This is a genomic window from Kitasatospora sp. NPDC089797, assembly GCF_040684795.1.
Taxonomy (GTDB): Bacteria; Actinomycetota; Actinomycetes; order Streptomycetales; family Streptomycetaceae; genus Kitasatospora.
The window spans coordinates 40087-59350 of the sequence record NZ_JBFBGS010000006.1 but is presented as its reverse complement, the minus strand read 5'-3'; the positions used below and the strand labels follow the sequence as shown (position 1 = coordinate 59350).

Here is a 19264-nt window from a genome sequence, read left to right as displayed (position 1 = left end):
GAAGACCCGTGCGACCGTCCGGCGGCATGGGAGGAACCGCGATGACCCGATGCGAAGGGCCGCCCTGTGGCCCGCCCTGCCCAACCGGCAGGTCCGGCTGCTGGAAAGGGCGTTGGCGCACGGGCGGCCGGGGAGGGTGATGTACGTGTGCCCCAGCGCGAAGGAGGAGTTCGGCCTGGCCGTGCTCGAGGCCATGGAAGCGGGCCTCCCGGTGGCCGCACCGCAGCGCGGCGGCGCCTCCCACTACCTGCGCGACGGCGTCAACGGGCGGCTGCTGGCCACCCGTACGGTCGGGCGGCTGGCCGAGGGCCTGCTGTCCCTCGTTTCCACGCCCGCGCCGCACCTGGCGGCGATGGCGCAGGTCGGCGCGGTGACGGTACGCGAGCGGTTCGGCATCGACGCCATGGCGGCGTCCCTGGCCGACGCCTACCGGGCCACCTGCCGGAACGACCGGGACGCGGACAAGCCGCGCCACAGGCAGCAGGAAGGCGGTGCGCCCGATGTCACCGGACGCGGTTGAGGTGGTCGTCGTAGGAGCCGGACCGGCGGGCCTCGCCTGCGCGCTGGACCTGACGGCGGCCGGACGGGACGTCGTGATCGTGGAGGCCGAAGACCGGGCCGGCGGCCGGATGCGCACCGACGTGGTCGAGGGCTTCCGCCTCGACCGCGGCTTCCAGGTGTTCAACACCTCCTACCCCCAGGTCAGACGGCGCCTCGACCTGCGGGCGCTGCGGCTGCGCCCGTTCACGCCCGGCTTCCTGGTGGCCGGTGGCCGCGGACCGCTCCGTGTGGTGGACCCGACCCGCCGCCCCGGCCAGGCCACTGCTCTGCTGCGCGGGTCGCTTCCGCTGCGCGACGTGGCGGCCCTGGGACTGATGACCGTACGCGACGCGGTGCTGCCCGCCGCCTTCCTCAAGCGGGCACCGGAGGTGAGCACCGGACACGCACTGCGACGTGCGGGTCTGTCGCGGCACACGGTGGAGGGCGTCCTGAAGCCGTTCCTGGCCGGGGTGTTCCTGGAGGACCGGCTGGAGACCTCCAGCCGGATGTTCCACCTGGTGTGGCGCAGCATGGTGCGCGGCACGCTGTGCCTGCCGCAGGAGGGAATCGGCGCGGTTCCGGCACAGTTGGCCGCCGGGCTGCCGGTGGGCCGGCTGCTGCTCGGCACCCGGGTGGAGCGGGTGACGGAGAACGGAGTGGTCCTTGCGGACGGCGCCGCGCTGCGGGCGCGGGCGGTCGTGGTGGCCACGGGGATGGGGCAGGCGGCCCGTCTGCTGCCGGGCCTGGAGGTCCCGGCGGCACGGGCGGTCACGACCTTCTACCACGTGGCCGAGGCCAGCCCGCTGGGCGAGCCGACGCTCGTGGTGGACGCGCAGCGCAAGGTGCTGAACACGGTGGTGCTGTCGGAGGTCGTGCCCGGCTGCTCGCCGGACGGGCGTGCGGTGGTGTCGACCTCGGTGCTGGGGAGCGACGCCGACGAGCAGCAGGCTCGGCGGCGGGCCGGCGAGCTGTACGGCGTTGACAGTGCCGGGTGGGAGCCGCTGGCCGTCTACCGGATCGCCGAGGCGCTTCCGGCCGGGCCCGCCCCGCTCGCACTCAGCCGCAGCACCCGGTTCTCCCCGGGCCGCTACGTGTGCGGCGACCACCGGGCCACGGCATCGGTGCAGGGAGCACTCGCCTCGGGCGCGCGGGCGGCCCGGGAGGTGGCCGCGGACCTGGCCGGTCCGCGGCCGTGATCCAGGGCTCCGGTCGTGCGGGTGCCGTGTCCGGCGTGCGGGCCCGAGCCCCAGCCGTAACGGAGGGGCCGTGGCACGGACGGATTCCTCCAGTACCGCCAGGAGCGGCTCTGCCGCCCCGGCCGGGCAGCCGTCCTCTCGACGGCGGCCCGGAGTTCGGCGGCCCGGAGTTCGGCGGCCCGGGCGTCCCGGGCCGCGCTGATCCGTACGGCGGATGACCTCGGCAGCCGTCGGTCAGGGCGGTGCTTGGCCGCGGGCGCGTTCGGCGGCCAGGACCTCGGGCAGGCCGGTCAGCCGGTCCAGGCCGGCGGCGGCCCGGGCGGTGCGGTGGTTGGCGGCGAGCAGGTCGTGGTGGCGGTGGACGAAGGCCCAGTAGCCGGTGGTGAAGGGGCAGGCCCGGTCGCCGAGCCGTTCGGTGGGCCGGTAGCGGCAGGGGCCGCAGTGGTCGCTCATCCGGTTCAGGTACGCGCCGCCGGCCGCGTAGGGCTTGGTGGTGACGAGGCCTCCGTCGGCGAACTGGGACATGCCGACGACGTTGGCGGTCATCACCCAGTCGTAGCCGTCGACGAAGCAGCGGTGGAACCAGTCGGTGACCTCGCGGGGGTCCCAGCCGTGCTGGAGGGCCCAGTTGCCGAGCACCATGAGCCGGGGAATGTGGTGGACCCAGCCGTGGTCGCGGACCTCGGCGAGGACGCGGGACAGGCAGCGGGCGCCTACGGCGTCGGCGTCGAGGTCACGGAACCAGGCGGGGAGCGGTTCGTGGTGGCCCAGGCGGTTGGTGTCGCGGTAGCCCTCCCCGAGGTGCCAGTAGAGCTGCCAGACGTACTCGCGCCAGCCGGCGACCTGCCGCACGAAGCCCTCGGCGCTGTTGAGCGGTACCCGACCGGTCCGGTGGGCGGCCTCGGCGGCGCGCACGCACTCGCCCGGGTCGAGAAGGCCGAGGTTGAGCGGGACGGACAGGGCGCTGTGGGCCATCCACGGATCGGCGTGGAGCATGGCGTCCTCGTACCGGCCGAAGTCGGGGAGGCGGTGGGCGACGAAGTGCGCGAGGGCCCGTTCGGCCTCGCGACGGGTCGCTGCGAAGCGGCGCGGCCCGTCGCGGCCGACGAAGGCGACCTCCCCGGAGCGTTCCCAGCGGTCCAGGTCGGCCCGGACGGCCTCGTCGATGCCGTCCTCCTCGGGCTCGAACGGGGGCGGCAGCGGCAGGGAGGCGGCTCCCTTCGGCGGCGGTTCGCGGTTCTCCCGGTCCAGGTTCCAGCGGCCGCCCACCGGGCTGCCGTCCGGTTCCAGCAGCAGGTGCTCGGCGCGGCGCACCCGGTGGTAGAAGTCCTCCATGAGCAGGCGCCGTTCGCCGGGCGGACCGGCCCAGCGGCGGAAGTCGGCGAAGGGGACGAGGAAACCGCGCGGTGGTAGCACCGTCACCTGGGGGAGGCCGTCCACCAGGCCGAGGGCCGCGCGCGAGGTCGGGTGGCAGACGGTGACCCGGCGGCGGCCCACCGCCCGGGCCAGGCCCTCCCGGTAGGTGTCGGCCTGGACGTAGCGCACCCGCTCGCCCAGGGCGTCGGCGGTGTGGCGCATCGCCGAGAGGACCAGGTGGGCTTTGGCCCGGTGGAACCGCCGACGGCGCAGCACGGAGCGGGCCTCGATCATGACGACCGGCGCGTCCGGGTCCGGACCGCCCTCGCCGGGGGTGAGGAAGTGCGGCCCGAGCTGGTCGCCGAACAGCCAGTGCGGGCGCGGCCCGCTCACCCCGCTCACCCCGCACGCCCGGCAAGGTCGGCGGGCCGCTGGCCGCGGAGGGGAACTGGAGAGCCGTCGTGGCCGGCGGGCCGCGGGTCGCGGCGGCCCCAGCAGGGTTCGTGGGGCGACAGTTCGCCGCTCAACCGGCCGTCCCTGCCGAACGTGGCGATGACGAGCCCCGTGACGAAGCCGAAGGGCACCTTCCGGCCGTCGAAGGCCGGGATGTCGGCCGGCGGGTCCGGCGCCGCGAGGGTGCAGGAGAAGGACAGCCCGTCCGACCGGCCGTGACCGTGGAAGGCCGGCAGAGCCGCGCCGCAGAGCCCGGCTCCGGCACGGTGGAGCCGGGAGAGGCGCTGGTCGACCGGCGATTCGTCACGCAGCTTCATCGTCCGCTCCGGTCGTCGCAGATCGTGGTGGGCCGCGCGGGGTACGCGGCCTCCCTCAAAGCTTCGGCCCGGGCCGTCGGCGGGAACAGTCGCAGCGCTGCCGCATCGTTTGACGGCCCGCACTCCGTCCCGCCCGCACGAGACCTCCGCAAAACGCTGCACAAACGGTTCGACTGGGCCGCCGGGGTGAAGCGCCGCACTTTGGACGCGTGACGTCGCGAACGAGGACCGACAGCGGTAGGAACCTCGCCGCCGGCCCGATGCCGGTGGCCGATTCCCTGCCACCCCTGGTGCAGCGAGTGGCCCGGGGCGACGAAGCCGCGTTCGAGGTGCTGTACCGGGCGGTCGCCGGGCCGGTGTACGGAGTCGCCTTGCGGACGCTGCGCAGCCCGGTGCACGCCGAGGAGGTCGCCCAGGAGGTCTTCCTGGAGGTCTGGCGCACCGCCGATGCCTACCGGCCCGAGCGCGGGCCGGTGATGACGTGGGTGCTGACCATCGCGCACCACCGTGCGGTGGACCGCGTGCGGTCCGCTCGGGCGTCCGCCGAGCGCGACCACCGGGCCGGCTTCCGGGAGCCGACGCAGGACGATCCACCGGAGGAGCAGGCGGTCCGCTCGCTCGACCGCCAGCGGATCCGGTCCGCCCTCACGCACCTGAGCCCGGTCCAGCGCGAGGCACTGGTGCTGGCCTACTACGGCGGCTACACGCAGCGGGAGATCGCGAACCGGGTCGGCGTGCCGCTGGGCACCGTCAAGACCCGTATCCGCGACGGCCTCATCCGGCTCCGCACGGCAATCGCGCCCGACGACGATCGCCCCCGGCCGCCCGAGCTGACCGCAGGGCCGTTCGCTGGACCGGGGCGCGCGGTGGGGGCGTGGCGATGACGGTCGCGAGTGGGGAAAGCGCCTACGAGAAGCGGGAGTTCGGGCGCTGCTCCCTGCTGTTGCCGACTCCCGCGCAGATCCGACCCATGGACGACCGGGGCCATGCGGCCCGCACCACGCGGAACCTGTTGCCGCTCGGCGATCGACCGGCCCGGCGGTCCTTCGTCGCTTCGCTGCGAGAGCGCTGCGATTGTGCGGGAGGCCCCGGCAGGACGACCATGGCCCTGTAGATCACTTCGCACGCAGGTCGGTCAGGAAGGACCGCTTCCCCACCTGGCGGCGCGTGGGCCCGACCGCCCGCGCAAGGAATCACAGACGGCAACTCCAGGACAACCCCTCGAACTCCCCGGCCGCGGGAGGACACCATGACAGTCGACCAGCAGAGCCGCAAGCGCGAGCACCCTGTTTCCGCGAGCCCTCCCACCGAGACGCCCGAAGGTGAGGCGTCGACGTGCTCGGGCATCTCGACCCCGGAGTCCGTCGAACTGCACACCGCCTGGCCCGGCTGGATCCCCCTGCTGGTGATCGCCGTCATGGTGGTGTGCTGCGTCGGGTTCGCCGTAGGGAGGATCGCGGGATGGTGACCCCGCCTGCCGAGCACACTGCCGGACTGCGGGGCGGCGGCTCGTCCGTCGGCTCCGGCGCCTCGGAGGACGTGGGTCTGCCGACCGGGGGCGTGGCCCAGCGGCTCGGTGTGTCGCCCACGACGGTCCGCTCCTGGGAGCGCCGGTACGGCATCGGTCCCGCTCACCGGGAGGCCGGACACCACCGCCGCTGGAGCCGGCAGGACATCGCCGTGCTGGAGGCCATGTGCCGCCTCACCGCGCGCGGGGTGCCGCCGGGCGAGGCCGCCCGTGCCGCCCTGGCCGAGCGGGGCGGTGCCGATCACGGCGACACCCCGCGCCCCGCGTCCGGTCGGCCGGGCGTGGACTCCCGGGACGTGGGCCGGCCCGGGCCCGGGCCGGGTGGAAGCCGGGCCTTGCAGGTCGGGACGGTGCTCCCCGAGTGCCGCGGCCTGGCCCGGGCCGCGGTCCGCCTCGATACGCCGGAGGTCGCCAGGATCCTGCGCGAAGCGGTCGAGGAACTCGGGGTGATCGACGCGTGGACGGAGGTGATGATGCCCGCCCTGCGGGCCGCGGGCCGCAAATGGGCGGCGGACGGCGAGCAGTACGTCGAGGTCGAGCACCTGCTGTCCTGGCACGTCTCCACCGCCCTGCGGGGTGCGGCGGTGGCAACGGCCGCCACCCGGCCTGTACCGCCCGTCCTGCTGGCCGCGACGCCCGCCGAACTCCACACCCTGCCGCTGGAGGCCACGGCCGCGGCGCTGACCGAACGCGGACTTCCGTTCCGGATGCTGGGTGCGGCCGTCCCGCCCCGGGCTCTGCTCGACGCCGTGCACCGGCTCGGCCCGGGGGCCGTGATGATCTGGTCCCAGGACCAGCGCAGCGCGGACGGCGAACTGGTGGGGCGTGTAGGTGCCAGCATGTGGGGTCCGCGGGGATGCCGCGGCGGGGCGGTCGTCGTCGCCGCCGGCCCCGGCTGGGCGCGTGGCAGGGCCCCCGCCGGTACCGCGGGTCCCCGTACCCTCGCGGACGCCGTCGACCTCCTTGAGCGGGCGGTCACGCACTGAGGCCCGGCCGCTCCGCGTCCGCGGGCGGCTCTCATGTGCGCGCCCGCCTGCGGCGAACCCGTTCGGGCCTCCGAGGGCGTTCCCCGCGCTGCGATCCACATCGCCGCGAAAGCCGGCCGACCCGGGCGAGGGGGTGGGGAGGGCGGCCAGTCGCCGCGTCGGGGCCGTCGCAGTCGGACGCCGGCGGATCACGACGAGGGTGCCGATGCCGGAGGAGTCGCAGGACGTCAGGTCGGTGCAGTCGGCCACCACCGTCAGGCCTGGAGGAGCGGCCACCACCCGTCAGGCGTGGAGGAGTCGGTCCACGAGGAGCTCGGGGTAGCCGTCGGCCGGCGGGTCGATGCCGAAGACCGCCCGGATGTAGAACGGTGCGATGAGCTGGTCGAGGATCTGCTCCAGGGGCGGTGGGTCTTCGCCTCGCGCCGTGGCGCGTTCGCGGATCTTCTCGATGGAGCGCATCCGGCGCTCGAATTGCTGCCGACGCTCGGCCTGGGCCCGGGTGTTGTTCGGCATCGACAGGATGACGGCCCGGACGAGGGCGCGCCCTTCGGGTGTGCGGATGCTCGCGACGCTGGCTTCGGCCCAGGCGAGGAGGTCGCCGCGCAGGCTGCCGGTGTCCTTCAGGGGTGAGTCGCGTTCGAGGCGGGTGGTGACCATGTCGGCCAGGAGCGCGTCGAGGGTGCCCCAGCGCCGGTAGACGCTGGTGTGGTTGACGCCCGCGCGTGCGGCGATCGCGGGGATGTTGAGTTCCTCGCCGTCGGGGTCGCAGAGCAGCTCGACGGCCGCCTGGTGGACGGCCGCGCGGACCTGTTCGGGGCTGCGGCGGAGGCGTGCGGACGCTTGCTGCTGGGTCATGCCCCCATCGTAAGCACAGATATTTGCCTCCGAGGGCCCGGGGGTCTACAGTCCTCACCACAAGCACAGATCTGTGCTTGTGGAGCGAAGGAGAGTGCGCGCGATGAAGCAGCTGCTGTTCCCGAACAACATCCAGTTCTGGTACGAGACCCTGCGCTCGATGAGCCACATCGCCTACGGCGGCGCGGACTTCGGCGAGGTGCTGTGCACCGCCGAGCGCATCGTCGAGGGCGACTACGACAGCTGGTACGTCGAATGGACGGCCACCGCCGACCGGGTGGCGGGGGAAGCCGGGAAGGCGCTGGCGGGCGGCCACAGGATCAGTGCCCGGGACGGGTTCCTGCGGGCGTCGAACTACTACCGGTCCGCGGAGTTCTTCCTGCACGGCAGTACCTGCGACCCGCGTCACGACCACGCCTACGACCGCTCGGTGGAGTGCTTCAGGGCCGCTGCGGCCCTCTTCACCACGCCGCACATCGAACCGGTCGAGATCCCCTACGAGGGGACCAGCCTGCCCGGCTACCTCTACCGGGCGGACGACTCCGGGACGCCGCGACCGACGCTGGTCATGCACAACGGCTTCGACGGCACGGCCGAGGAGATGCACTTCTTCGGGGCGCTGGCCGCCGTCGAACGCGGCTACACCGTCCTGGTCTTCGACGGCCCCGGCATGCCCGGACCGCGCCACCACCAGGGCATGGCCTTCCGCCCGGACTGGGAGAACGTGGTCACCCCGGTGATCGACTTCGCCGAGACCCTCCCCGGGGTCGACGCCGGCCGCATAGCGCTCCTGGGCCTCAGCATGGGCGGCGTCCTCGCCCCCAGGGCAGCGGCGTTCGAGCACCGCCTGGCCGCGGTGATCGCCGTCGACGGTCTCTACGACCTCGGTGAGACCTTCATCCGCAACATCCCCGGCACCCGCGAGGAGGCCGAACGAGTCCTGCGGGCGCAGAGCGCTCCGGAGCTCGACGCCGCCCTGGAGCAGCTGATGGCCCAGGACCCGATCTCCCGCTGGGCGTTCAACCACGGCATGTACGTCATGGACGTCGACACACCCCGCTCCTTCAACGCCGCGTGCCTCGACTACACCCTCGGCGGCGGCGTCGCCGAGCGGATCCAGTGCCCCACCCTGGTCTGCGACGCCGAGGACGACATGTTCTTCAAGGGCCAGCCCGAACAGCTCTACGACCGTCTCACCTGCCCCAAGACCCTGATGCTGTTCACCGCCGAGGAAGGCGCCGGCGCCCACTGCCACACCGGCGCCGTGCGCCTGTCCGTCGCCCGCATCCTCGACTGGCTCGACGACACCCTCGGCTCCGCCTCCTAGCCCGCTGCTCCTGGATCGGCCGGCCGTCGGTCCGGTGGTGCGCCCCGCTGAACTGCTCGACCACGACGAGTCGTTCCAGCAGGAGCAGGTCCGCTTCGGTGTCGCCCGACCCCGAGCGGACCTGCTCGGTCGTCCAGCCGTCGAGGACGACGAAGACGGGTGGCCGTGCGCCTGGCCTGCGGGTCGGCGCACGGCCGGGCGGCCGCGGTGCCTTTTCTTGAGCGAACGATCCAGATAGGTTACGGTGGCGCCATGGCAAGGACCCGGGAGTTCGACACCGAGGCGGCGGTGGGCCGCGCGATGGAGCTGTTCTGGACGCGTGGCTACGAGGCCACCTCGGTGCGTGACCTGACCAAGCACCTGGGGATCGGGCAGGGGTCCTTGTATGCCGCGTTCGGCGGCAAGGACGGCCTGTACCGGGCCGCCCTGGAGCACTACCGGACCACCCTCGCGGCGGACGCCCTGCGCAGCCTGGAGGAGGGGGCGGACGCCCGCTCGGCGATCCGGGCCATGCTGGTCGAGCGGGTCCGGATCGCCGTGGAAGACGGCGGCCGGGGCTGCCTGGTGGTCAACGCCGCCTGCGAGCGCCTGCCGGAGGATGCGGCGACCCGGCGCACCGTGCGCGACATGCAGGACGCCGGCCGGGACGCGCTCGCCGAAGTGCTGCGGGTCGCGGCGGACCGGGGTGAGATCGCGACGCGGCACGACCCGCGCACCCTCGCCGCTTTCCTCGTCACCTTCCTCAACGGACTGCTGGTCTCCGCGAAGATCACGTCGGACGTCCGCGCCCTCGAGCCCCTCGTGGAGGTCGCGCTGGCGGCCCTCGACTGACTTTTTCCTGCCCAAAATCTGTATCGATCGATCCAGAAAAGTCGCCGACAAGCCCACCGGCACCCACCTCGCGAAGTAGACCAGGAGTTCGGAGAACATGATGTTCGACCATGACGGGACGCCCGTCCGCACGGGCCGGACCGCCGTCAACGGAACGAGTCTGCACCACCGCACCGCCGGGTCCGGCCCCGCCGTGGTGCTCCTGCACGGCGTGCCCAAGACCGGCTACCACTGGCGCCACCTCGTCCCGAAGCTGACGCCCCACTACACCGTCGTCGTCCCGGACCTGCGAGGTCTCGGCGACTCCGCCCGCCCGTCGGACGGCTACGACTCCGCGACGATGAGCGACGACATCGCGGAGCTGATGAACCGCCTCGGACACGAGACGTACGCCGTGGTGGGCGAGGACTGGGGGGCGGTGATCGGCTACCAGCTCGCCGCCCGACACCGCGACCGCGTCACGGCTCTCGTGTTCGCCGAGGCCCTGTTCCCCGGGTTCGGCTTCGAGGACCACACGGCCCTCACCCCCGAGAACGTCTCCAGCGGCATGCACCTGTGGCATCTGGGGTTCTACTTCCAGCCGGACGTGCCCGAGATGCTGATCGCCGGTCACGAGCGCGAGCTGATCACCTACATGATCAAGTTCGAGCGCAGCCGGCCCGACAGCGCCACCCCCGACGCGATCGACGAATACGTGCGCTGCTACTCCATGCCCGGCGGCATCCGCGCGATGCTCTCGGTCTACCGGGCGATGCTCGTGGACGCCGAACAGAACCGGCAGGCCGCGCAGCAGAAGCTGGACATCCCGGTCCTGGCGCTCGGTGGCTCCGCGTTCATCGGCGACCGCAACGCGGCCCAGATGCGGCTCATGGCCCACGACGTCACCGGGCACGTGTTCGACGCCGGGCACGACCTCGCAGAAGAAGTGCCCGACGAGATGGCCGACGTCCTCCTGCCGTTCCTGGCCACGCACCGGTAACCGCACCCGGAGTGCGGGTCGGGCCTTGACGGCGCCGGTCGGGGGTCGAGGAGGCGCTGCCGGCGGGCGCCCGGTGCGTCCGCCGCGGCCGGGCCGTGCGGCGGCTCGCGACCGGCTTCCGACCGGGGCCCGCCCGCCCTTCCGCCGGGGCAACGGGCCCCGGCGGAAAACCCGTTGCCCCACCGCGCCCGCTCGTCTACGGTCGTGCGGTCCGGCCCTCGAAGGCCGCCACCGTCGCGGGTCCTCGCCAGTCGTCGAAGACCCGTACCAGTCCTGAGGAGGACCCGTCATGAGGTGCACCACTCTCCACCCCGCACCCCTGACACTCCTCCTGAACAGGACGAAACCCCGTCTTGAATGACGACGACAATTCCACCGCACCATCCCCGAACCGCCTCCGCCGCCTGCTGCCGGACGTCTCCGTGCTGCGCACGGCGCGGGACTTCCGGCTGCTCTGGCTGGCCGGGCTGATCAGCATCCTCGGCTCCGCGTTCACCCTGCTGGTGGCCGTACCGCTGCAGGTCCAGGAGCAGACCGGCTCGCCGTTGGCGGTCGGCCTGCTCGGACTGGCCGAGCTGGCCGCGATGCTGCTCTGCGCGCTCTACGGCGGTGCGCTGGCCGACCGGACGGACCGGCGCCGGATGGTGCTGCTCACCGAGGCCGGTCTGACGCTGCTGACCGCCGTCCTGCTGGCCAACGCGCTGCTCGGCCGACCGCAGGTCTGGCTGCTGTACCCGGTCGCCGCGGCGGCGGCCGCCCTCCAGGGGCTGCAGTGGCCCGCCCTGGGCGCCCTGGTGCCCCGGCTGGTGCCGGACGGGCAACTGCCGGCCGCGGCCGCACTGCAGTCGCTGCGCGGCAACACGGCCGTCCTGCTCGGCCCCTCGCTGGGCGGGCTGCTGGCGGCCACCGCCGGGCTGGCCACGGCCTACGCGCTCGACCTGGCGAGCTTCGCCGTCTCCCTCCTGCTGCTCGCCCGGCTGAGCCCGGTGCGGGTGCACGAGCCGGAGGAGGGCGGCCTGCTCCGCTCGGTGGGCACCGGGCTGCGCTACCTGGCGGGGCAACCCGTGCTGCTCGGCACGGCGTTGCTCGACCTGGTCGCCACCGCCCTCGCCCTGCCCACCACCCTGCTGCCGTTCCTGGCGGAGGGCTGGCACACCCGGTGGGCGCTCGGCCTGCTCTACGCCGCGCCGGCCGCCGGCGCGCTGCTGGCGGGTGCCACCAGCGGCTGGCTCGGGCGGAGCCGACGGCTCGGCCGGGTCGCCGTGGCGGGCAGTGCCCTGTGGGCCGGCGCGCTCGCGCTGGCCGGCTGGGCCGACCGGCTGGAGCCGGCCCTGCTGCTGCTCGCCGCGGCCGGTGCGGGCAACATGCTGGCCGACTCGGCCCGTGAGGTGATCTGGAACCGGACCGTGCCCGATGCGGTCCGGGGCCGCCTGGCCGGCGTCGAACTCCTCGCGGGCGAGGCCGGGGCCACCCTCGGCCAACTGCGCGCGGGAGCGGTCGCCGCCCGCTTCGGCGCCCGCGCCACGCTGCTCGCGGGCGGTCTCGCCGCCCTCGGCGGTACCGCGGTGCTCGCCGCCGCACCCGCCGCACTCTGGCGGTACGGGGCGCAGGCCCCCTCCGGGGCAGCCGCCGACGCCTGACCCCGTGCCCGGGCCCGGTCCGCACGGACCGGGCCCGGGCACGGGTGCGCGGCCGCTCGGGCGGCGTGCCGCCGCCCCTGCGGTGGTCGACGGTCTTCTTGATCAGGCTCCCGTCTTCGGGCGGTGCGCCGCCTCCGCGGTGGGCCCGCCCGAAGGATCACGACCTGACGCGTTCCGTGAGCAACTCCGCCAGGCGGTCGGCGAATTCGGTGAGCCGGTCCAACCGGGACCCGCTGCGGGCCACCCGGAACCCGTGGCGGCGGCCCCAGAAGGCGGCCTGGACCGCATGGAACTGCGCCCATCGGCGGACGCGTTCGCGATCGAGTTCCGCGGCCTCCGCGAAGACGTCCAGAGCGCGGTGGACGGCCCGGCGCAGGTCGTCCGCCTCCAGGAGCGTCAGCGCACGGGACTTGAGCAGCGTGCCGCCGTCGTAGGCCGGGTCTCCCGCGCACCCCTTGGGGTCGACGGCCAGCCACGGCTCGCGGTCCGCCCGCAGGATGTTCCTGGCGTGGAGGTCCCCGTGGACGAGGAGGTCCGGCTGGACGCGGCCCAGGTCACCGACCGTCGCCACGGCGGCGTCCACCGCGCCGCGGGCCATCGTGTGCGTCAACTCCGAAGCATCCCTGCGTAGTTGCCCCTCCCAGGCGTCGGCCCGGTCCCGCAGCCGGGGCAGGCCGGGCGGCGCGGGGACGGCCAGGCGGCGATTGAGCCGCCCGGCGACCGCCACCACCTCGTCGCCGTCGTCGACCTCCGCCAGCGTCGACGCCCCGGCCCGCTCCAGCAGCATCGCGAACCGCTCGTCGGCACGCTCCAGCAGCAGGACGGCCCCGTGCCCGGCCCACGCCGCGAAGGCGTCCGGCTCGTGGACGTTGCCGGGATGCGGGAAGGACACCTTCAGCACGGCGGGCCCACCACCGGCCCGCCGCCGCACCGGGACGATGACCCCGACACCCCCGTGCATCACCGCGCCGTCCGGCACGCAGCCCCAGCGCTCCAGCAACTCGGCCACGATCCCGGGCAGTTCGGCGATCCACGCCGCTCCCGACGCTCCCTCGCGCTCGATGGTGCTCCGCGCGAACGCCTCTGGCATCTGCATCATCCGGGCACCCTACGGCGGGCCCGCCGCCGCTATCGCCCGACCCGCCTGCCCCGGGGGCGGGTGCGGTGCGTGGTACCCGCCCGGGGAACCGCCGAAAACCGCTTTGCCGGGCGGCGGGGCCCGGGTCCGATGGCGTCATGACGGCCGCGACAGGCCACGTCCGGTGCCGTCCGGTGCCCTCCGACGTCATGCCGGGCGTCGGCGCCGGACGGCCCGTCGGATCGCGACCGGAAGGAACCCGATGCCGATGCTGACCGCGGCCGCCGCGACGGCCAGCAGGGTCGGTCGCCAGGGCCAGGCCGGCCCGGTGAGCACCAGATGGGAGGCGGGGTACTCCGAGAACTTCGCCGTGACCCGGGCCGTGGAGCGGTCGCCGTGGCGGGCGAGGTCGCGCAGGACCGGATCGAAGCCGAACTCGCCGACCCGTCGTCCCCCGTCGGGCAGTTCGACGGCCAGTCCGTTGCGCTCCGCCCAGGTGCGCAGCGTCGGGTCGACGGCCGACACGTCCGCGGTGCCGGGGGCGACGAAGCGGTCCACCGCGGGGGTGCCGGGGCCGGTCGGCCGGGTGATCAGGGTGAGGCCGTGACGGGTGGTGACGGTGTCACGGCTGCCGAGCACGACCGTCCGTGCGCTGAAGGACACCCCGCCGTACGCCTCGAAGGCGGCCGCGGCGTCGATCTCGTCGACGCCGTCGGTCAGGCCGATCCCCACGGTGGGGCGCAGCCAGGGAAAGGCGGCGTTCAGGGCGTACGGGAGGTCGCCGGGGGCGAGGCGGTTGACCGGGATCGCGGTCGGGCCGTCCGCGGTCCAGCCCGGGTAGGACAGGTCGGCGCCGATCCGGCTGGCTTCGTCCCTGCCCGCCAGTTCCTCCACGACGCGCAGGGCCCCGACCGTGCCGGAGGTGATGCCGGCGGTGGTGGTGACCCGGCCGTCCTCCACGTACCGCAGGCCGCGCTTCCAGTGGACCCTGGGGTGGTTCCGCTCCAGGGAGTCGATGGTGGACCAGAAGGAGGTCGCGTCCCGGCCGTCGAGCAGGCCGGAGGCCGCCAGCAGTTCCGAGCCGGCGCAGATGCCCAGCACACGGGTGCCCTTGCGGTGGCGTTCCACGATCCAGTCGCGCAGCGGTGCCTCCTTGGCGGCGGTCGGGTCGGTCACCGCGGGGACGACCACCACGTCGGGTTCGGGGAGGGCTCCCGTGGCGACCTCGGCCAGGGTGTGGTCGGGGAGGAGGTGGGCGCCGCCGGACAGCGGTGAGGCCTTGCGTTCGGCTGCCACGGTGTAGGCGAAGAACTTCGCCGAGCCGGCGAACACCCGGTACGGCGCCAGCACGTCGGTGGCCACGGACCCCTCGGTGCCGACCACCACGGCCACCGTGATGCGGTCGGCCGGCACGGTGCGGGCGAGGGTCGGGGCGGGTGCGTCCGGCTCGGTGGGTGCGGGGGTGAAACTGTCCGCCATCGACGTGCTCACGCCCGCGAGGGCGATCCCGGCGAACGACCCGACCGACAGCACGGTGCCGGTGAGCACCCAGCCCGCCCGGCGGAGTGCTCGGCGTCCCTTGTTTGATATATGCATGACATGTCTCCAAGGATTGAAGGCCGGACGGGCGCAACCGCCGTGGTGGGGAAGGGGGAGAGGGAGAGTCGGGGACGGCGTCGGGGCCGCCCCCACGGAGCGACTCAGCCGGCCGGGCGCGACCGCGCGCGGAGCCGGGACGGCGGAACGCCGAAGTTCTCGGCGACCAGGCGGCGCAGCTGCCGTGCGTCCCGGAAGCCGCAACGGGCCGCGACCGTCTCCACGGTCAGGCCGGTGTCCGTCAGCAGGGTGCGGGCCCGTTCCAGGCGCAACTGGCGCTGGTAGGCGAGCGGGGTGATCCCGGTGGCCGTGGTGAACGCCCGGGTCAGGCCGCGTGGCGACAGACGGGCGACGGCGGCGAGCTGGTCGAGGGAGTGCGGGGCGTCCAGGTGCTGGGCCAGGTGGTCCTGGACCCGGTGCACGGCGGGCTGCACATGGTCGCGGTAGCGCAGGAACGGGCTGATCTGGGCGGAGTCGCCGTCCCGCCGCAGGTAGAGGACCAGCTCACGGGCGACGGCGGCGGCCAGTTCCGGGCCGTGGTCGCGTTCGACCAGGGACAGGGCGAGGTCGATCCCGGAGGCGATGCCCGCACTGGTGCTGATCCGCCCGTCGTGGACGTACAGGGCCGCCTCGCGGACCCGGGCCGCCGGATACCGCTCGCGCATCGCCCCGGTCAGCGACCAGTGCGTGGTGCAGGCCCGGCCGTCCAGCAGCCCGGCCTCGCCCAGGGCCGCCGCGCCGCTGCACACGGAGGCCACCCGGGCCCCCGTGGCGTAGGCGTCCCGCAGCCAGCCCACCGCGGCGTCCGACACCGGCCGGTCGGATCCGGTCAGCCGTGGCCCCGGCACCAGCACCAGGTCGCCCGGCCCCGTCCGCGTCGCCGCAAGGGCCTGGAGGCCCGCGAGCTCCAGCCCCTGCGCCGAGCGCACCGTGCCGGCCCCGGCGGTGTACTCGAGCCGGTAGCGGCCTCCCAGGTGGGTGGCCGCGTCGAAGACCTGCACCGGGCCGCCGAGATCCAACAGGTTCACCTCGGGCAGCACCAGCACGACGACCCGTCCGCTGCTCCCGCTCGTCATGTCGTTCACAGGGAGACGATAGGCAGGCACCGCGGGCGCCCACGAGGGCTGCCGGCGTCGGACACCGGACGGATCAGGCACTGCCCGCGGCACGGAGGCCCGGGCAACCCACGGCGCCCCGGGGCCGGTTAGGGCGGTCGGGGCCTCCCGGGAGGGGTCATGCGTCGCTGCCGGAGCGGCCGTCGCGGACCGCGCGGGGGGAGGCGCCGAGTTCGCGGCGGCAGGCCTTGTTGAAGGCGTGCAGGTCGGGGATGCCGACCGAGGCGGCGATCGCGGGGATGGAGAGCGTGGTGGCACGCAGGAAGTGCCGGGCGCGTGCCATCCGGCGGGCGCGGACGTAGCCGACCACGGTCTCGCCGGTGGCGGCGCGGAACAACCGGGTGAGGTGGTTGTGCGAGACGCCGACGGCGCGGGCGATCCCGGGGACGGTGAGGGGCTCGGCGAGTCGGGTCTCGATCAGGGTGGTGGCGGCGGTGACCGCGGGGTGGACGGTCGGGGTGCCGTGCTCGCCGGGCGGGGTGAGCACGGCGATCCGCCACAGCGCGGACCAGATCTCGGCGGCGGCCCGAGCGGGGGTGTGCGGCCAGGCGGCCAGCGCCTGCCGGAACCGGGCGGTGAGCGGTTCGAGCGCGGTGCCGGCCGGCTGGACGACGGGGATGCGGTGCGGTGGGCCGGCGGTGCCGAGGTGCAGGTGGACGTAGAGGTGCTCGGAACGGCCCCGGTAGCGGTAGCGGACCTCGGTGCCGGGCGGTACCAGGCTGATCAGGCCGGGGCGGATGCCGTGCGGGGTGCCGTCCACCGTCAAGTCGGCGTGGTAGCCGTAGAGATGGAGCTGCCAGAGGTCCGGCAGCGAGAACACGTCCTCGTGGCCGGCCGGTCCGTGCACCCCGGTGCCGACGGCGGCGAGGCTCGGTGGTTCGTCGAGACGGGCGAGGACGGTCCGCATGGCCACGATTTCTACCACGTGCGGAGGAGGGTGAGAACGGACCACCGGAGGGTGAACCCGGCCCACCCGCCGACGGGTCGGCCGGGCCTAGCGTGGCGGCCATGGAGACAACGGAAGTACTGCTCTCGTCGGTGCAGATGGCGCGCTTCGTGGCGCGGGGCTCGCTGCGGCTGGACGCCGTGGTCCCGGCGGCGATGAACGCCGAGGCGTTGGCCGTCCTGGCGGCGGGCGTGCCGGACGTGCCGTACGGAACCCCGGTGGCCGAGGCCTACCCCGGGGGCTCGTTCGCCCGCCGCCTGCTGGAACTCCCCCAGGTCGCGGGGGCGTTGCGCAGCCTGGTGGGCCCGGAGCCGTGGGTGGACCACCACGCGGTGCACGTCCGCGAGCCGCACGGGGGCGAGGCGCAGCCGCTGCACGGGGACGCGATCATCGACGTCCGGCCGGACGCGTTCGACGTGCAGCTGATGTACTACCCGCAGGACGTGACGCTGGAGATGGGCGGGACGCTCAGCGTGCCCGGCAGCCATCTGCGGCGGACCAACGAGTCCGACACCGGCCGCTACCAGAACCTGCGCGGCCAGGACCGCCTGGTCTGTCCCGCCGGGACGGTGGTGTTTCTGCACCACGGCCTGTGGCACGGAGGCCGGCGCAACGACAGCGACACCGTCCGCTACATGTTCAAGATCCGTTTCAACCCGAGGGTCCGCCAACGCCTGCTGTGGGACGCCTCCGACCTCCACGACCCGCAGGTGGACGCCGAGTTGGACGCGACCTTCCCGTGGTACGAGTGGGCGACGGGCCGACTGGAGCGGTACAACCGCGTCCTGCTGTGGCGGGAGCTCACCGGCGACTCCGGCTACGACCTCGACCACTGGGTGACCAGGGTCTCCAACCGCCCGAAGGAGACGGTGGCATGACGACCGGGACGACCCCCGCCGCACGGACCGCGGCGGCCGCGGTGCTGCGCCAGCAGGTGCTCGTGCTCTACCTGGCCGACTCCCGGCTGGACGCGCACGTGGTCGGCTGGACGCGCTACGACGGCACCGGCCGCACCTCGCCCACCACCGGCGACAGCGACGAACCGCCGTACGGGAGCGGGGTGGAGGCGCTGCAGGACGGCTGGCGGCTGTTCCAGGCCGCGCAGTTGATCCCGCCGTACCCGGGCCACGAGTACGACGTCTCCTTCCTCAAGCACGAGTACTTCTTCGAGCGGATCGTCGACCTCGGCGCGCCGGACGCCCGGTAGTCGGGGCACGTTCGCCGGCCGCCCCGCACCCGGTCGGTGCGGGGCGGCCGGCGTCGTTCAGGGGCCGATCGGCAGGACGGAGGTGGGCTCGGTGATCACGAGGGGCTCGCCGGCGGGGGTCAGCCGCCCGGAGGCCGGGTCGCGGTGGAAGGCGGTCAGGGTGTCGGAGCGCTGGTTGGCGCAGAACAGCAGCCGCCCGTCGGAGCTGAGGGCGATGTCGCGGGGCCAGGAGCCTCCGCAGGCGGTGACGTCGATCAGCTCGACGGTCGCCCCGCCCGCGCGGAGGGCGTGCACGGCGATCGCGTCGTCGCCGCGGTTGGTCGTGTAGAGGAAGCGGCCGTCGGGGGAGACCCGGACGGCGCCGGCCTGGTTGGCGGTCGGCGAGTCCGGGTCCCGGCGGGTCGCGAGTTCTGCGGTGGGTTCGAGGTGGCCCGTGGACGCGTCCCAGGTGCCGACGGTGAGGGTGGAGGAGAGCTCGTTGAGGACGTAGACGTGCCCGGCCGACGGGTGGAACACCAGGTGCCGGGGGCCGCAGCCGTCCGGCAACCGGACGGTCTGGTGGGCGCTCAGGCGGCCGGCGGCCGGATCGAAGGCGTAGACGTGGACCCGGTCGGTGCCGAGGTCGGGGCAGAGGAGGAACCGGCCGTCCGGCGAGGGCGCGGCCATGTGGGCGTGCGGGGTGGTGTGCAGCCCGCCGGAGGCCTCCCGGCCGGGGTGGCTCATGGTCTGCACCGGCTCGGCGGCGAGCGCCGCGTCGGGGCCGACGGGGATCACCGAGAGCACGCCGTCGCCGTAGTGGGCCGCGAACAGGTGCGAACCGCCGGGGTGGACCGCGAGGTGGCACGGGCCGTCGCCGCCGCTCGTGACGGTGGTGGGCAGACCGAGGCTCCCGGTGCGGGGGTCGAACCGCAGGGACGCGATCTGCCCGGCCCGCTCCTCGACGACGGCGTGCAGCACCGGGCGGGTCGGGTCGACCGCCGCGTAGGAGGGGCGGTCGACCGGCTGGGTCCGGAGGAGGCTCATGGCGCCCGTGGCGTCGTGGCGCACGGTGGACAGCCCGGCTCCGGGGGTGTCGGCCGGGGCGCCGCTGCCGATGACCAGCAGCCCGCCGGAGGCGGTGGACGCGGTGGCCGTGGTGCTCGGGGGGTGGCTCAAGGATGCCTGCTCTCTGTCCGCCCTCCGGCGAACGCTCCGTCAGGGGGGCGTGGCACGGGCGGCGGTGCGCGGCCTCGGCAGCGGCATCCTACGGACGGCGGACCGGTCGAGTCGAACGTCAGGCCGAGAACCGGGCGACCCGGGCGGGTGTCGGCCGGG

General features: G+C 74.3%; 19 protein-coding genes. 11 read left to right on the top strand and 8 right to left on the bottom strand.

What is annotated here, in order from left to right:
• The first annotated feature begins 49 nt into the window (after positions 1 to 49).
• The gene (locus AB0O91_RS06920; protein ID WP_363428694.1) at positions 50 to 520 is read left to right on the top strand and encodes a glycosyltransferase; all 471 of its coding nucleotides are present in this window, start codon (positions 50 to 52) and stop codon (positions 518 to 520) included.
• Positions 501 to 1736, top strand: a complete 1236-nt coding sequence (locus AB0O91_RS06915) for an NAD(P)/FAD-dependent oxidoreductase (RefSeq protein WP_363428692.1) — start codon at positions 501 to 503, stop codon at positions 1734 to 1736. Before AB0O91_RS06920 ends, AB0O91_RS06915 begins: the two co-directional genes overlap by 20 nt.
• Positions 1737 to 1970: 234 nt before the next feature.
• On the opposite strand, the gene AB0O91_RS06910 is transcribed toward AB0O91_RS06915, so the two are convergent.
• Both AB0O91_RS06910 and AB0O91_RS06905 read right to left on the bottom strand, forming a co-directional pair.
• The gene (locus AB0O91_RS06910; RefSeq protein WP_363428690.1) at positions 1971 to 3485 is read right to left on the bottom strand and encodes a cryptochrome/photolyase family protein; all 1515 of its coding nucleotides are present in this window, start codon (positions 3483 to 3485) and stop codon (positions 1971 to 1973) included.
• A gap of 5 nt (positions 3486 to 3490) precedes the next feature.
• Positions 3491 to 3862, bottom strand: a complete 372-nt coding sequence (locus AB0O91_RS06905) for a hypothetical protein (protein WP_363428688.1) — start codon at positions 3860 to 3862, stop codon at positions 3491 to 3493.
• A 260-nt stretch (positions 3863 to 4122) separates the two neighbouring features.
• On the opposite strand from AB0O91_RS06905, the gene AB0O91_RS06900 reads away from it, so the two are divergent.
• From AB0O91_RS06900 to AB0O91_RS06890, 3 genes are all read left to right on the top strand, one after another.
• Positions 4123 to 4746, top strand: coding sequence for a sigma-70 family RNA polymerase sigma factor (locus tag AB0O91_RS06900; protein WP_363428834.1), 624 nt, complete (start codon positions 4123 to 4125; stop codon positions 4744 to 4746).
• Between the two features lie 365 nt (positions 4747 to 5111).
• Entirely contained in the window at positions 5112 to 5330 is a 219-nt protein-coding gene (locus AB0O91_RS06895) for a DUF6480 family protein (protein ID WP_363428686.1), read from the top strand.
• Complete coding sequence (locus AB0O91_RS06890) at positions 5324 to 6376, top strand: MerR family transcriptional regulator (protein ID WP_363428684.1); 1053 nt, start codon at positions 5324 to 5326, stop codon at positions 6374 to 6376. The genes AB0O91_RS06895 and AB0O91_RS06890 overlap by 7 nt, the downstream gene beginning before the upstream one ends.
• 282 nt (positions 6377 to 6658) lie before the next feature.
• Here AB0O91_RS06890 and AB0O91_RS06885 read toward each other — a convergent pair whose 3' ends face one another.
• The gene (locus tag AB0O91_RS06885; RefSeq protein WP_363428682.1) at positions 6659 to 7231 is read right to left on the bottom strand and encodes a TetR/AcrR family transcriptional regulator C-terminal ligand-binding domain-containing protein; all 573 of its coding nucleotides are present in this window, start codon (positions 7229 to 7231) and stop codon (positions 6659 to 6661) included.
• Positions 7232 to 7334: 103 nt separating this feature from the next.
• On the opposite strand from AB0O91_RS06885, the gene AB0O91_RS06880 reads away from it, so the two are divergent.
• From AB0O91_RS06880 to AB0O91_RS06865, 4 genes are all read left to right on the top strand, one after another.
• The gene (locus tag AB0O91_RS06880) at positions 7335 to 8558 is read left to right on the top strand and encodes an alpha/beta fold hydrolase (RefSeq protein ID WP_363428680.1); all 1224 of its coding nucleotides are present in this window, start codon (positions 7335 to 7337) and stop codon (positions 8556 to 8558) included.
• A 252-nt stretch (positions 8559 to 8810) separates the two neighbouring features.
• Positions 8811 to 9389 carry a TetR family transcriptional regulator gene (locus AB0O91_RS06875; RefSeq protein ID WP_363428678.1) on the top strand — a complete coding sequence of 193 codons (579 nt, stop codon included), beginning with the start codon at positions 8811 to 8813 and terminating at the stop codon, positions 9387 to 9389.
• A gap of 97 nt (positions 9390 to 9486) precedes the next feature.
• The gene (locus tag AB0O91_RS06870) at positions 9487 to 10368 is read left to right on the top strand and encodes an alpha/beta hydrolase (RefSeq protein WP_363428676.1); all 882 of its coding nucleotides are present in this window, start codon (positions 9487 to 9489) and stop codon (positions 10366 to 10368) included.
• A 353-nt stretch (positions 10369 to 10721) separates the two neighbouring features.
• Positions 10722 to 12008: an MFS transporter gene (locus tag AB0O91_RS06865; RefSeq protein ID WP_363428674.1), complete on the top strand. Its 1287-nt coding sequence runs from the start codon at positions 10722 to 10724 to the stop codon at positions 12006 to 12008.
• A 157-nt stretch (positions 12009 to 12165) separates the two neighbouring features.
• On the opposite strand, the gene AB0O91_RS06860 is transcribed toward AB0O91_RS06865, so the two are convergent.
• The 4 genes from AB0O91_RS06860 to AB0O91_RS06845 all read right to left on the bottom strand — a co-directional run bounded on the left by AB0O91_RS06860 (position 12166) and on the right by AB0O91_RS06845 (position 16704).
• Positions 12166 to 13107, bottom strand: a complete 942-nt coding sequence (locus AB0O91_RS06860) for an aminoglycoside phosphotransferase family protein (RefSeq protein WP_363428672.1) — start codon at positions 13105 to 13107, stop codon at positions 12166 to 12168.
• A gap of 186 nt (positions 13108 to 13293) precedes the next feature.
• Complete coding sequence (locus AB0O91_RS06855; RefSeq protein ID WP_363428670.1) at positions 13294 to 14682, bottom strand: DJ-1/PfpI family protein; 1389 nt, start codon at positions 14680 to 14682, stop codon at positions 13294 to 13296.
• A 104-nt stretch (positions 14683 to 14786) separates the two neighbouring features.
• Positions 14787 to 15758 carry a helix-turn-helix domain-containing protein gene (locus AB0O91_RS06850; RefSeq protein WP_363428832.1) on the bottom strand — a complete coding sequence of 324 codons (972 nt, stop codon included), beginning with the start codon at positions 15756 to 15758 and terminating at the stop codon, positions 14787 to 14789.
• A 157-nt stretch (positions 15759 to 15915) separates the two neighbouring features.
• Positions 15916 to 16704, bottom strand: coding sequence for a helix-turn-helix transcriptional regulator (locus AB0O91_RS06845; RefSeq protein WP_363428668.1), 789 nt, complete (start codon positions 16702 to 16704; stop codon positions 15916 to 15918).
• Positions 16705 to 16805: 101 nt separating this feature from the next.
• On the opposite strand from AB0O91_RS06845, the gene AB0O91_RS06840 reads away from it, so the two are divergent.
• Both AB0O91_RS06840 and AB0O91_RS06835 read left to right on the top strand, forming a co-directional pair.
• The gene (locus AB0O91_RS06840; protein ID WP_363428666.1) at positions 16806 to 17621 is read left to right on the top strand and encodes a phytanoyl-CoA dioxygenase family protein; all 816 of its coding nucleotides are present in this window, start codon (positions 16806 to 16808) and stop codon (positions 17619 to 17621) included.
• Complete coding sequence (locus tag AB0O91_RS06835) at positions 17618 to 17950, top strand: hypothetical protein (protein WP_363428664.1); 333 nt, start codon at positions 17618 to 17620, stop codon at positions 17948 to 17950. The genes AB0O91_RS06840 and AB0O91_RS06835 overlap by 4 nt, the downstream gene beginning before the upstream one ends.
• Positions 17951 to 18007: 57 nt before the next feature.
• Here AB0O91_RS06835 and AB0O91_RS06830 read toward each other — a convergent pair whose 3' ends face one another.
• Positions 18008 to 19105 carry a lactonase family protein gene (locus tag AB0O91_RS06830; protein ID WP_363428662.1) on the bottom strand — a complete coding sequence of 366 codons (1098 nt, stop codon included), beginning with the start codon at positions 19103 to 19105 and terminating at the stop codon, positions 18008 to 18010.
• Between the last annotated feature and the right edge of the window lie 159 nt (positions 19106 to 19264).